This window comes from Nocardioides carbamazepini, assembly GCF_024614185.1.
GTDB classification, from domain to species: Bacteria; Actinomycetota; Actinomycetes; order Propionibacteriales; family Nocardioidaceae; genus Nocardioides; species Nocardioides carbamazepini.
On the sequence record NZ_JAHTLF010000018.1, the window covers coordinates 179,873 to 192,428 of the forward strand.

Here is a 12,556-nt window from a genome sequence, read left to right on the forward strand (position 1 = left end):
TGACCATGACCAAGGCTGCCAAGACGAAGGTGGCGATCATCGGGTCCGGCAACATCGGCACCGACCTGATGATCAAGGTGCTGCAGACCGCGCAGCACGTCGAGATGGGCGCCCTGGTCGGCATCGACCCGGACTCCGACGGCCTCGCCCGCGCGCGCGACCTCGGCGTCCCGACGACGCACGAGGGTGTCGAGGGCCTGATCGCGATGCCCGGGTTCGCCGACATCGACATCGTCTTCGACGCCACGTCGGCGAAGGCGCACCTCCACAACGACGCGCTGCTGCGTCCGCTCGGCAAGCGGCTGATCGACCTCACGCCGGCCGCCATCGGTCCGTTCGTGATCCCGGCGGTCAACATCGACGAGCACCTCGACGCGCCGAACCTCAACATGGTCACCTGCGGCGGCCAGGCCACGATCCCCATCGTGGCCGCGATCTCCCGCGTCGTCCCCGTGGAGTACGCCGAGATCGTGGCCTCGATCTCCTCGAAGTCCGCCGGTCCCGGCACCCGCGCCAACATCGACGAGTTCACCGAGACCACCTCGGGCGCGATCGCGCGGGTCGGTGGCGCCAAGCGCGGCAAGGCCGTCATCATCCTCAACCCGGCCGAGCCGCCGCTGATGATGCGCGACACGGTCTTCGCCCTCGTCCACGCACCGGACCCGGCCGTGCACGACGAGATCCGCGCCAGTGTGGAGAAGATGGTCGCCGACGTGGCGGCGTACGTCCCCGGCTACCAGCTGGTCCAGAAGGTCCAGATCGCCGAGATCCCCGGCGACCAGCCGGTCGAGACGCTGCTGGTCGACGGCGCGGACCGCCCGACCCACCAGGTGTCGGTGTTCCTCCAGGTCACCGGCGCCGGCCACTACCTCCCGGCGTACGCCGGCAACCTCGACATCATGACCTCGGCCGGCCTCCAGGTCGCCGAGCGCATCGCTGCGGCGAAGGAGAACGCGCTGTGAGCAAGACCAAGATCTTCGTCCAGGACGTCACCCTGCGCGACGGCATGCACGCGATCCGGCACCGGATCTCGCCCGCCGACGTGAAGCGGATCGTCGTCGCCCTGGATGAGGCCGGCGTCGACGCGCTCGAGGTCGCCCACGGCGACGGTCTCGCGGGCGGCTCGGTCAACTACGGGCCCGGCTCGCACACCGACTGGGAGTGGCTCGAGGCCGCCGCGTCGGTGCTGAAGAACGCCCGGCTCACCACCCTGCTGCTGCCCGGTGTGGGCACCGTCCACGAGCTCAAGCGCGCCTACGACCTCGGCGTCCGCTCGGTGCGCATCGCGACCCACTGCACCGAGGCCGACGTCTCGGCGCAGCACATCGCCGCCGCCCGCGAGCTCGGCATGGACGTCTCCGGCTTCCTGATGCTCTCCCACATGGCCGAGCCCGAGCATCTCGCCCAGCAGGCCAAGCTGATGGAGTCCTACGGCGCCCACTGCGTCTATGTCACCGACTCCGGCGGCCGCCTCACCATGGACGACGTCGCCGCGCGCGTGCAGGCCTACCGCGGCGTCCTGAACGCCGAGACCGAGATCGGCATCCACGCCCACGAGAACCTCTCGCTGTCGGTGGCCAACTCGGTCGTCGCCGTCCAGAACGGCGTCTACCGCGTCGACGCCTCCCTCGCCGGCCACGGCGCGGGCGCGGGCAACTGTCCGATCGAGCCGTTCATCGCGGTCGCCGACCTGATGGGCTTCGAGCACGGCTGCGACGTCTTCAAGCTGCAGGACGCCGCCGACGACATCGTCCGCCCGCTCCAGGACCGCCCGGTCCGGGTCGACCGCGAGACGCTGACCCTCGGCTACGCCGGCGTCTACTCCTCGTTCCTGCGCCACGCCGAGCGCGCCGCCGAGCAGTACGACGTCGACGTCCGCGACATCCTCATGGAGTGCGGCCGCCGCCGGCTCGTCGGTGGCCAGGAGGACATGATCGTCGACATCGCGCTCACCATCGTGGCCGAGCGCGAGGCCGCTCTGGTCTGACCCGCGACCCGGCGCAGACTGAACTCGGAACGACGCCGACCCGGCGCAGACTGAACTCGGAACGACGCCGACCCGGCGCAGACTGAACTCGGAACGACGCCGACCCGGCGCAGATTGAACTCAGGAGCGCATCGAGACGCCCTCGCGCCAGTAGCCCATGAAGGCGACCTGGCGCCGGTCCAGGCCGAGGTCGTTGACCAGCTTGCGGCGCAGGCCGGTCACGACCTTGGACTCGCCCGCGATCCACGCGTAGAGCCCGGCGTACGGCGCGTCGCCGGTCGGGACCGCCGTCTCCGCCGCGACCTCCTCGCCGGAGGAGGAGTGGACCGGGGTCTCCCACAGGTCGGGGTCGATCTCGTCGTCGGACACCACGACCGCTTCAGTGGGAACGGTGCCGGTCAGGTGCGCGAGGACCGCCGCGTGCAGCTCCTCGCCGCGGGCGCCGCCGTTGCGGGGCAGCCAGGTCACCGTCACGCCCGCGGGCGCCACGAAGTCCTGGGCGTCCGCGTCGACCGGGATCTCGACGAACGCCGCTCCGGTCGCGTCGGCCGGCAGGTCGCGCAGCACGCCGCGGATGGCGGGTACGGCGGTCTCGTCACCCACCAGCAGCAGTCGGCTCGCGGCTCCCGGCGACCACTCGATGCCGCCGAACTCGTGGCCCTTGCGGGGAGCGAGGGTGACCAGGCGCTGGCCCGGAGCCGCCTGGAGCGCCCACCGGTTGCCCGCGCCGTCCAGTGCGTCGCCGTGGCCGTCCGCCGGGTCGCTCTCGTGCACCACGATGTCGACGACCAGCCGGGTCTCGGTGCCCTCGCCGACGACGTCGCGGATCGTGTAGGTCCGCATCGAGCCGCGCTCGTGCTCCGGGATCTCGATCCAGGTGGTCCACCACGACTCGTCCGCGCCCGCGAACGACGGCAGGCTCCCGGCCGCGTTGGGGAAGATCAGCTTGATCCGCTGGTCGTAGACCGGCCCGTCCGGGCCCAGCTCCGCGAGCGCGCCCCCGCCGAGCACGACCCGCACGAAGGACGGCGAGACCCGCTCCACCTCCAGCACCTCGACCTCGGTGAGGAGCATGGGCAGGGTGGCGACGTACTCGTTCTGCTCGACGGTCATGAGGTCAGGCTAACCTAACCACACGTGTGCCCTCAGATCGTGGTCCGGTGGAAGTTCTGGAACGACCGCGACGGCGTCGGCCCGCGCTGGCCCTGGTAGCGCGAGCCGTACTTCTCCGAGCCGTACGGGTGCTCGCTCGGCGAGGAGAGCCGGAAGAAGCAGAACTGTCCGATCTTCATGCCCGGGTAGAGCTTGATCGGCAGCGTCGCGACATTGGCCAGCTCCAGCGTCACGTGCCCCGAGAAGCCGGGGTCGACGAAGCCGGCGGTCGCGTGGGTGAGCAGCCCGAGCCGGCCCAGCGACGACTTGCCCTCGACGCGGGCCGCGATGTCGTCGGGCAACGTCACGACCTCGTACGTCGACCCGAGCACGAACTCGCCCGGGTGCAGGATGAACGGCTCGGCGCCCTCCGGCTCCACCACCCTGGTGAGGTCGGACTGGTCGGCGGCCGGGTCGATCGACGGGTACTTGTGGTTGTCGAAGACCCGGAAGAACCGGTCCAGGCGGAAGTCCACCGACGACGGCTGCATCAGCCCCGGGTCGTAGGGCTCGAGGCCGATCCGGCCGGCGTCGATCTCGGCGGTGATGTCGCGGTCGCTGAGCAGCACGCCCCGCACCCTACCGGCCCCACCTGCCTGCACGTGGCGCCGATCACGGGCGCAGAATGCTGGGATGACCTTCAGCAAGTACGTCGCCCTGGGCGACTCGTTCACCGAAGGGGTCGGTGACCCCGACCCGGCGCGTCCCAACGGCCTGCGGGGATGGGCCGACCGGACGGCGGAGGCGCTGGCCGCGCGGGCGGCCGCCGAGGGCGCCGACCTCGGCTACGCCAACCTCGCGATCCGGGGCCGCAAGCTGCCCGCGATCATCGACGAGCAGGTCGACGCCGCGCTCGCGCTCGGCCCCGACCTGGTCAGCATCCACGGTGGCGGCAACGACGTGCTGCGTCCCAAGGTCGACCTCGACGCCCTCGCGGCGTCGTACGACGAGGCGATCGGCCGGCTCGCCGCCGGCGGCGCCCACGTCGTGATGTTCACGATCGCCGACACCGGCGACAGCGGCGTGCTGAAGGTGATCCGCGGCCGCACCGCGATCTTCAACGAGTGGGTCCGTGAGATCGCGGAGAAGCACGGCGCCACCCTGGTCGACATGTGGCGGATGCGTGGCTGGAAGGTCGCCGAGGTGATGGACGAGGACCGACTGCACCTCAACGCCGTCGGTCACCAGGCGATCGCCATCGCCGCCCTCGACGCGCTGGGCGTCGCCCACGGCCTGCGGCCCCTGGACCCGGTGCCCGCACCGGTGCTGTCGGCGCGCGAGCAGCGCGCCGCCGATCTCGCCTGGGCCCGCGCGCACCTCGCCCCCTGGGTGCAGCGGCGGGTCACCGGCCGATCGTCGGGCGACGGGGTGGCACCGAAGCGACCCACCTTCCAACCCATCGGGTAGCATCCTCCATCGCACGGGATTCCGTCCGCGACACCTTCGGGGGTCCACGGGGGCGGAGCCCCCGTGCGTGCGGACGTAGCTCAGTTGGTAGAGCGTCAGCTTCCCAAGCTGAATGTCGCGAGTTCGAACCTCGTCGTCCGCTCCGTTCATATGGCGCGAGCGTGTCGCCGCTGATCGACGCCTCGCCGGAGTCCCGTCGGACACTCGCTCCGGTCGCTGGCGCTCCCTGCGCTCGCGCCCGCCGCAGCTCCGGCCATGGCGCCGGCGGCGCCACGGCGCCGGGCAGGCGATCGGGTTGAATGAGGCCATGGCACACGCGGAGCCACCGCCCTTCACCTTCGAGCCCCGGCGCCGCCGGCCGCTCGGGCTCCTCATCGCGCTGTGCCTGCTCCTGATCGGCGGCGTGTACGCCGGCTACGGCATCGGCTGCACGGTGATCGACGCGTACGAGGACGCGCCGCCGTCGTACGTCGCGGGGGACTCGATCGGCATCGTCACGATCGGCGGGACGCTGGCCGTCGTGATCGGCTGGCTGACGTGGTCGCTCCTCGTCGACCGCCACCCGCGCGCCCTCGGCCAGCTCCACGCCCCGGGTGTCCTGCTCCCGGCGGCGGCCGCCGGACTGCTGCTCGCGTCGGTCGAGCTGGACGTCGCCGGCTGGTACGTCGGCGCCGCCGTCATCGCAGGCGCGGCCGGTGTCGGCCTCCTGCTGCTGGCCGTCGCGGCCGCGACGGCCCGTCGGCGACGTTGGCGCCTCGAGCTCGACCTGATCGCCCGCGGCACTCCGGTGCCGGCGACCGTAGCGGAGTCCGGTCTCGACCCCTACGACTTCGAGGAGGCCTCCAACGTGATCACCACGGCTGCCTTCCGCTTCACCGGGGCCGACGGCACCGTCTACCGGGTCCACCGTCGCGTCGTGATCCCCATCCGCGCCCCGCTCGTCGAGGGCCAGCGGACGACGATCTGGTACGACCCCGACCACCCCACCGACGACCGGCGGATCGTGGTCGGCATCCAGCACGCGTTGCGCTGGAACGTGCCGGTCCCGCGGGTGCCGACCGACCGGCCCGCCGTACCCTCCTGACGTGGACTTCACCGGTTTCCCCGTCGCGGCACTCGACTTCTACGACGACCTCGAGGTCGACAACACCAAGTCGTTCTGGGAGGCGCACAAGTCGGTCTACAACGAGGGCGTGAAGGCGCCGATGGTGGCGCTGACCGACGCGCTCGGCCAGGAGTTCGGCGCGGCGTAGGTGTTCCGGTCCTACCGCGACGTGAGGTTCGCGAACGAGAACCTGCACTTTCCGCAATGAATGGGGTCTCAGGTGGTCCTGTTCTACCGCACGGTCGAGCGACCTTGGCAAGGTTGCCTTCGTTTTGGATGGCACTGTCGGCGTCTGCGGCTATCTTTCGGTGCATGACGCAGCCTGCGGCGGAAACGTCGACACCCACCGACGACGACCCGGTTACGATTCCGGCGGAGTCTGGGGCGGGGCGAAGGAAGCGGACACCGCGACCCTTCCCCGCGACGTCGTTCAAGGAGGCGCTGTTTCTCGCCCAGGCGATTCAGAGGCATGGGGCAGGTCAGCGCACCCGCCGTCTGACGCTCTTCGAGGCCTTGGACAGGTCGCCTGACAGCGGCCCGACTCGGAAACTGATCACCGCAAGTGTCCAGTACGGCATTACGACTGGTGGGTACTCCGCTGAGTGGCTCGACCTGACGCCTGCTGGGAAGGTTGCGTCTAATCCGACTGCACCGGCGCGGGCGCAGCTAGAAGCGAGCTTGGACCTCGCCATCCTCTCCAACCCCGCCTTCGGTGCGATCTACGAGAAGTACAAGGGGAGTCGGCTCCCGACAGGCGAGGTTCTTCGGGACGCTGCTCGGGAGGCGGGTGTTGATGAGGCTTTTGTCGCGGAGTGCGTAGAGACCTTCCTGGCGAACGCTCGGGACCTCGGCCTCATCCGCACCATCGGAGGCTCCGAGCACCTTGTCACCGTGGAAGCAGCCATCGAAGCTGTGGCCGACGACGCGGATGTCGAGGCGGATGTCGAGGCGGAGGCAGTTGATACGGACAACGCGCCTGACGAGCATGTTTCTGAGAGCACGGGCGCAGCGGCTTCGCCTACGAAGACCACCAAGCGTGCTGCTGGGGCGAGTGGCCTCGACGACGTTTGCTTCGTCATTTCACCGATTGGCAGTGCGGATTCGGTCGAGCGGAAACATGCTGACCTGATGCTGGCCGCCCTCGTCGAGCCGTCTCTGGCTGAGCTGGGCCTACGAGCAGTCCGCGCGGACGGCATCAGCAAGCCGGGACTGATCACCGGCCAGGTCATGGACCACGTTGCTCGCGCTGCGCTCGTCATTGCAGACCTAAGCTTCGGAAATCCCAACGTCTACTACGAGCTGGCTCTACGCCATGCGACGCGCAAGCCGACAGTGCAGATCATCCGAACTTCAGACCGGCTGCCTTTCGATGTCGGCCAGTATCGGACAGTTCAGATCGACATGACAGACATCTACACACTAGTTCCGCAGATCGATCTGCATCGCCAGGAGATCACCCGACAATGCCGAGCAGCCCTTGAAGAGGGCGCCACTTCCGAGAGCCCGTTGTCGCAGTTCTATCCGCAGTTCTGGGGCCAGATTAGGTAGCACTGCGCCACGCTGAAGGGCAACTGGGACGGGCCGTGCTGCTGCCGTGACCCGGTGCTACAAGTCAAGGTCGACGTCAGTGCCGACGGCCTCCAAAGGCTTCAGCCACCGGTCAGGCAGACCGTGATTCCGCCAGGCCGTTACCAGCGCCCACGGTCGACTGCTTAGCGCTTCCAGCACGCCGATGCTCTCGGGCTGCGACCACAACACATAGTCGGAGACCGTCGCCATGCTGCTGCGCGGGCCGTAGTCGTCGTACATCGCGCGCAGCCAGTTCTTCTGCTCGGTGACCCAGCTGCCGAGGACGCTGTCATACTGGCGATGGTCCTCCGCTGGGATCGCTTCGGCCAGTGCGCCGCATACCCGCCGTGTCAGATCAGCGTTGCCCGTGTTGCCCTCGAAACGGGCGTAGTTGGCAGCGAGGGCGTCCGGAAGGTCATGGGTCGCCAACCGATCTGCAAGTTCTTCTGCGGGAGCGTCCTCGGGGAGCTTCTCCATGACCCGGGACACCTCCCCGTCAAACAGTTCTACGAGGGCCACAAGCCGCCAGATGGCTCTGCGGTCGTCGGCGTCCAGCTCGGCTTGCGGCTTGTAGACCAACCTATGCGACACCTCCGACCAAGCATGCTGAGCGATGGTCCGGATCTGGATCTCGACCGGGATCTGCTCCTGGTCGCCGTCCCGAGATGGGGCGTAGATGTCGAGGTGGAGGCCCGAGTAGGCCAACTCCCGCTCGCCAACCTGGAGGCGCTTGTCAGTGATGCCGTAGACCTGCAGCCGGCCGTCGGCTTCGATCAGCCGGTGAATCCGGTCGACCTCATCGGCCCGATGCACGAGAGCACGGGCGCCGACCTTGTCGGTGATCTGGGCCCAGGGATCTGTGTAATCGTCTCGCAGCTCGACCTTGCCCCGGAAGCTATCGATTTCCTTGACGCGCGATGACACCGCGGCATAGATCGACCCCGCGCCGAGGATGTCCTTGAGGGCCTCGACGACATCGTCGGCTGCCTGCTGGAACCGAGGCTGGGTGTCGATGAACCGCTGGATCAGTTCGTCGTTCGACGGGGTTTCGTCGGACATCTCAGTGCTTGAACCGGCCGGAACCCGAGGTCTTGAGGATGTCGTCAGCGACCTTGATCACCGTCTTGTCGCCAGCTTCCTCGACAGTCACCGTGCCATTCTGGACTGCTTCGGGGGACGCGATAACTACGGTCCCGGAGCGTGTGTCCCACCGAATGTTGGCGATCCTCGATTCGATCAGTGACAGATCCTTCGTCATGTTCGCAGCCGGGAGGGTCCGCTGCGCGTGAGCGGTGAACGAGTCTCGGTCGACCGGGTCGAGGTAGCTCGCCGCGAAGCTGTTCACGGACAGCACGTCACGCTGACTCTGGAGCTCGGCGAGCAGTCCGAGCTGATACCGCGATCGCTTCTCCGGATCGTCTTGACGATCGATCCACTCCTGGACGGTGTCCATGAAGCGCTGGGTAACGACCTCAGGCCGTTGCTTCCACGCGCAGCCCAGATAGGTCTCTCGGAAGTAGGTCGCGACCTCGGAGCCTGATACCTGGCGGTCGACGATGAAGCCCTCAAGCGGCTGGTCGACATCTGATGCCTTCGGGAAGAAGCCGATCTTGTAGACCTTGGACCCCTCAGTGAAGAAGAGGTTGTCGAGGAAGGTCATCGAGTAGACCAGTGCGCCATCGGGGTTCTGCTCCATCTGCGCTGACGTGCCCTTCTCGTGCTCAAGCTTCGCAACGAGGAAGACGGGCACGTCGTTGGCGCGGCCCTGGGCGACCATCAGCAAGCCCTCCGAGCCAATCCCCGGCTGAGCGGACTGAAGATTCCGCGCAAGGACCTGTGAGGCAGCGAGGAGCGTTGTCTTCTTGGACCAAACATCGCGGATGATGCCAGGCAATGTGGACATGCCGGGCTCCTCGACGACCTCCCGGCGGTGTTTCAGGGCATCGCTCAACTGACCTTGCAGGAACGTCCGCACCTGCTCTGACAACGCAGACTCCGCCTGGCTCAGCTCGGGCTCGGTTCCGGACCCCTTCGCCGCCCGCTTGATGCCATGCAGCACCACGTGATCAATACGGAGTCCTCGCACCACCTTGCTCCCTTCCATGAGCTTCCGGGTGCACGCTAGGGGCGATCCTCCGTCGGCGGTGCCTTTTCGGCACATCGCACCGGGAAAGGAGTTCTTGCTGCGCCATCATGTTCGCGGGTCTTGATCCGGTCGAGCGGGCCTCCCGGAGGCTCGCCTGCCAAGGAGCGGCCCAACTGCCCCGCCCGCACACTGAAGCCCGCTCTGCGCTTCTGGGAGGGCTTGACACATCCGACGCTCGGAGTCAGTTCATAGTCTGTAGCATGCCGATCCGACGGCACAGCAGTAACGGAGAGGCACAATGGGACGCGATCCGTGGGACTACCCGGAGTGGCATGGCTTCAAGCGGGAAACGTCCTTGGCGACTGGCTTAGTTTGCGCCGGAGCCAACTCACTCGGACGGGCCACGTACGCGGACCTTGGTGGCTACTACGTGGCCCTGTTCGGACTCGCGAACGGCATCGAACGTCTCGGAAAACTGATCTGGGTCGTGGACTTTCGCGCAACCAACGTCCGATCTCCTACGGACGCAGAGCTTCGGAAACTCGGGCACAAGCTCCCGGAAATCGTGAACGCCGTACGCGCTATTGATCAGAAATACTCGCTGGATCTCAGGTACCCGTACCCGGACGACGACATGACCAGCGCCGTGCTCGACGCGCTAGCAATGTTCGCGGACGCATCGCGTGGCCGATACGCAAACTTCGAGACCATCAGTGGGGCGACCAGCCCCCACGATCCCGTGACCTACTGGTGGGCGAATGTGGTCGAACCCATCCTGAACAAACACTTCCGCGGGACTGCCCGGGAAGTACGAGCCATGCGCGATGCAGCAATCGTCGAGGCCCTGATCGGTGAACACTCGATCGTCTGGCACCAAGACGAGACCGGCGACACCATTAGCGACGTCGCTCATGGAAGCTACCGGTCGTCGGAGAACGAACTGGCGCAGAAGTACGGCCGCTTGTACACGCTAAAGATCGTCAGGTGGATGAGCGAGGTCTACACCAACCTCACGAAGCCGATGTCGGGTCCGGATGGCGACCCTGCACTGTTTGGCCACTACGAGATCGTGTCGACGTTCGTCGCTCCCGATCAGTACCTGCGCGACCGAAAGCGCTGGCCGCTTTGACTAGTCGTGTGAGCAGCACGACTACGCTTGCCGTGTGAGTGACTTCATTGGCTTCCCTACTGCGGCACTCGACTTCTACGACGACCTCGAGGTCGACAACACCAAGTCGTTCTGGGAGGCGCACAAGTCGGTCTACACCGAGAGCGTCAAGGCCCCGATGGTGGCGCTGACCGACGCCCTCGGCCAGGAGTTCGGCGCCGCGAAGGTGTTCCGGCCCTACCGCGACGTGAGGTTCGCGAAGGACAAGACGCCGTACAAGACCCACCAGGGCGCGTTCGTGGGCGTCGGCCCGGCGACCGGCTGGTACGTCGAGGTGGCGGCGCCTGGTGTCCGGGTGGGCGGCGGCATCTACGAGGCCTCCGGGGCCCATCTGGCCCGGCTGCGCGAGGCGATGGCCGAGGAGAGGACCGGCAAGGTCCTGCAGCGGATCCTGCGCGACCTGGAGCGCGGTGGCTTCGAGGTGGCCGGCGAGCGGCTCAAGACCGTGCCTCGCGGCTACGACAAGGAGCACCCGCGCATCGAGCTGCTCAAGATGAAGACCGTGCTGGGGATGCGGTCCTACGGCTTCGAGCCGTTCGTGCACACCGCCGAGCTGCTCGGCCGGGTCCGCGAGGACTGGCGCCGGCTGCGTCCGCTGGTGAACTGGATCGCCGACGCGATCGCCGAGTAGTTGGAGCAGTCGGAGTAGTCCGATCTGTTGCTCATCCTCCTGGAACGGGCTGCTCACCCAGCACACCGCTTGACCAGGTCAGGTCAGACGTTGCCTTGTGACCAGTCCGTCCAAGCAGCCGTGCTGGCCGGCACCTCGATGTCGGCGACCCGAGTAGAGCGCCCGACCAGTGCGGCCTCATCCACCTCGATGCCCAGTCCCGGCCCCGTCGGCACCGCGAAGGCACCGCTTTCCAGGTGCTCGAGGGTGAAGGGGTTCGAGTCGAGGATCTCGTGCCACGGCTCCGCCATCGAGTAGGGGAACTCGACCAGGCGGAGCGTCTTGAGGGCACTGGAGGCGTGCAGGTTCGCCGCGAAGGCGACCGGACCGGCGGCCGAGTGCGGCATGACCGGCACACTGGCCAGTTCGGCGAGCTCCCCGATCCGCACCATCTCCAGCAGCCCTCCGGATGTGGCCGGGTCCGGCTGGAGGACGTCGGCACGCCGGTCCCTGATCGCGCGGTCGTACTCCCCCGACATGCCGAAGTGCTCGCCGTACCCGATCGCCACCGCGGACTGATCCACCAGCCGTTGCACGCCCAGGTGCCGCTCCTGGGGGATGGGCTCCTCGAACATCGAGACCCCCAGGTCGGCCAGGGCCCGGCTGACGCGCAGGGCCGTGTCCAGGCTGTAGTGCTCGGTGCCGTCCACGAAGATGTCGACCGTCGGCCCCAGTCGATCGCGCACCTGAGCCAGGGTGGCCAGGTCCGTACGCCAGTCCAGTCCCAGCCGGAGCTTCACCGCACCCACCCCGCGCGCCAGCCAGGGCTCGAGGTGGTGCACGTGCCAGTCGGCATCGCCCTGGAAGAGGAAGTGGCTGGAGGCGTAGACCCCGAGTCGCTCCCGGTGGCCGCCCAGCATGGTGCGCACGCTGAGCCCGTCCCGGCGACCCACCGCGTCCCACAGGGCCATCTCGACCGCGCTCACGGCGTGGCCGACCGGGCCGGCGAGCCCGGGGCGGCGCCGCAGCTCCGACTTCAGGAGACCGGCGACCTGGGGCACCGAGACCATGCCCGGTCGTCCCAGCAGCGGAGCCAGCACGTCCTGCACGATCGTGCGCAGCAGGCCGGGATGGGCAAACCCGTATCCGTCGCTCGCCTCGCCGAATCCCGTCACTCCCTGGTCGAGTCGCACCCGCACCATGGCGTGTGGCAACCCATCGAACTCGAACTCGTACACACGCAGGTCCTCGACCCTGAACGCAGGCAACGACATCTCCCCTCCTCCACTCCGGACCGTGACGAACGAACTCCCCGGCGACACGCGGCCGGGGCACAGCAGGCGGGGGCGGGGCCGTGGTCGGGGCCGTGGTCGGCTCGCCCGGTCCTCCGGTCGGCGGACCGCTCGGGTCCTGGAGCAGCAGCACCACCGCCACCGCGACGAGCACGACGAGCGCCACCGCGACGGTCGCGA

Annotated in this window: 13 protein-coding genes and 1 tRNA gene; 9 read left to right on the forward strand and 5 right to left on the reverse strand. The window is 68.0% G+C overall.

The features are described from left to right. Positions 1 to 5 precede the first annotated feature (5 nt). Both KVF89_RS19560 and dmpG read left to right on the forward strand, forming a co-directional pair. Positions 6 to 962 carry an acetaldehyde dehydrogenase (acetylating) gene (locus KVF89_RS19560; RefSeq protein ID WP_257427887.1) on the forward strand — a complete coding sequence of 319 codons (957 nt, stop codon included), beginning with the start codon at positions 6 to 8 and terminating at the stop codon, positions 960 to 962. Next, a complete protein-coding gene (dmpG, locus tag KVF89_RS19565) occupies positions 959 to 1,987 on the forward strand; it encodes a 4-hydroxy-2-oxovalerate aldolase (RefSeq protein ID WP_257427889.1) in 1,029 nt (342 codons plus the stop codon). The genes KVF89_RS19560 and dmpG overlap by 4 nt, the downstream gene beginning before the upstream one ends. A 120-nt stretch (positions 1,988 to 2,107) precedes the next feature. On the opposite strand, the gene KVF89_RS19570 is transcribed toward dmpG, so the two are convergent. Continuing rightward, complete coding sequence (locus KVF89_RS19570) at positions 2,108 to 3,100, reverse strand: siderophore-interacting protein (RefSeq protein WP_257427890.1); 993 nt, start codon at positions 3,098 to 3,100, stop codon at positions 2,108 to 2,110. 32 nt (positions 3,101 to 3,132) lie between these two features. Next, positions 3,133 to 3,708 (reverse strand): dCTP deaminase, encoded by a 576-nt coding sequence (dcd, locus tag KVF89_RS19575; protein WP_257427891.1) that lies wholly within the window; start codon positions 3,706 to 3,708, stop codon positions 3,133 to 3,135. A 64-nt stretch (positions 3,709 to 3,772) separates the two neighbouring features. Here dcd and KVF89_RS19580 point away from each other — a divergent pair, with 64 nt between their 5' ends. The 5 genes from KVF89_RS19580 (at position 3,773) to KVF89_RS19600 (ending at position 7,199) form a co-directional block, all read left to right on the forward strand. After that, entirely contained in the window at positions 3,773 to 4,546 is a 774-nt protein-coding gene (locus KVF89_RS19580) for an SGNH/GDSL hydrolase family protein (RefSeq protein ID WP_257427893.1), read from the forward strand. Between the two features lie 69 nt (positions 4,547 to 4,615). Then, positions 4,616 to 4,688: transfer RNA gene (locus KVF89_RS19585), tRNA-Gly, on the forward strand. 165 nt (positions 4,689 to 4,853) lie between these two features. Beyond that, positions 4,854 to 5,630 (forward strand): DUF3592 domain-containing protein, encoded by a 777-nt coding sequence (locus tag KVF89_RS19590; RefSeq protein ID WP_257427895.1) that lies wholly within the window; start codon positions 4,854 to 4,856, stop codon positions 5,628 to 5,630. A 1-nt stretch (position 5,631) separates the two neighbouring features. Beyond that, entirely contained in the window at positions 5,632 to 5,799 is a 168-nt protein-coding gene (locus tag KVF89_RS19595) for a DUF2461 family protein (RefSeq protein WP_308212732.1), read from the forward strand. A gap of 164 nt (positions 5,800 to 5,963) precedes the next feature. Further along, positions 5,964 to 7,199: a hypothetical protein gene (locus KVF89_RS19600; protein ID WP_257427896.1), complete on the forward strand. Its 1,236-nt coding sequence runs from the start codon at positions 5,964 to 5,966 to the stop codon at positions 7,197 to 7,199. Positions 7,200 to 7,256: 57 nt separating this feature from the next. Here KVF89_RS19600 and KVF89_RS19605 read toward each other — a convergent pair whose 3' ends face one another. Both KVF89_RS19605 and KVF89_RS19610 read right to left on the reverse strand, forming a co-directional pair. Further along, positions 7,257 to 8,279, reverse strand: coding sequence for a GTP pyrophosphokinase (locus KVF89_RS19605; RefSeq protein ID WP_257427898.1), 1,023 nt, complete (start codon positions 8,277 to 8,279; stop codon positions 7,257 to 7,259). A gap of 1 nt (position 8,280) precedes the next feature. Beyond that, on the reverse strand, positions 8,281 to 9,324 hold the full coding sequence (locus tag KVF89_RS19610; protein WP_257427899.1) for a nucleoid-associated protein: 1,044 nt from the start codon (positions 9,322 to 9,324) through the stop codon (positions 8,281 to 8,283). Between the two features lie 412 nt (positions 9,325 to 9,736). On the opposite strand from KVF89_RS19610, the gene KVF89_RS19615 reads away from it, so the two are divergent. Both KVF89_RS19615 and KVF89_RS19620 read left to right on the forward strand, forming a co-directional pair. Further along, positions 9,737 to 10,435, forward strand: coding sequence for a hypothetical protein (locus tag KVF89_RS19615; RefSeq protein ID WP_257427900.1), 699 nt, complete (start codon positions 9,737 to 9,739; stop codon positions 10,433 to 10,435). Between the two features lie 34 nt (positions 10,436 to 10,469). Further along, entirely contained in the window at positions 10,470 to 11,105 is a 636-nt protein-coding gene (locus tag KVF89_RS19620) for a DUF2461 domain-containing protein (RefSeq protein WP_257427901.1), read from the forward strand. Between the two features lie 83 nt (positions 11,106 to 11,188). Here KVF89_RS19620 and KVF89_RS19625 read toward each other — a convergent pair whose 3' ends face one another. Next, positions 11,189 to 12,358: a mandelate racemase/muconate lactonizing enzyme family protein gene (locus tag KVF89_RS19625; protein WP_257427902.1), complete on the reverse strand. Its 1,170-nt coding sequence runs from the start codon at positions 12,356 to 12,358 to the stop codon at positions 11,189 to 11,191. Positions 12,359 to 12,556: the final 198 nt, after the last annotated feature.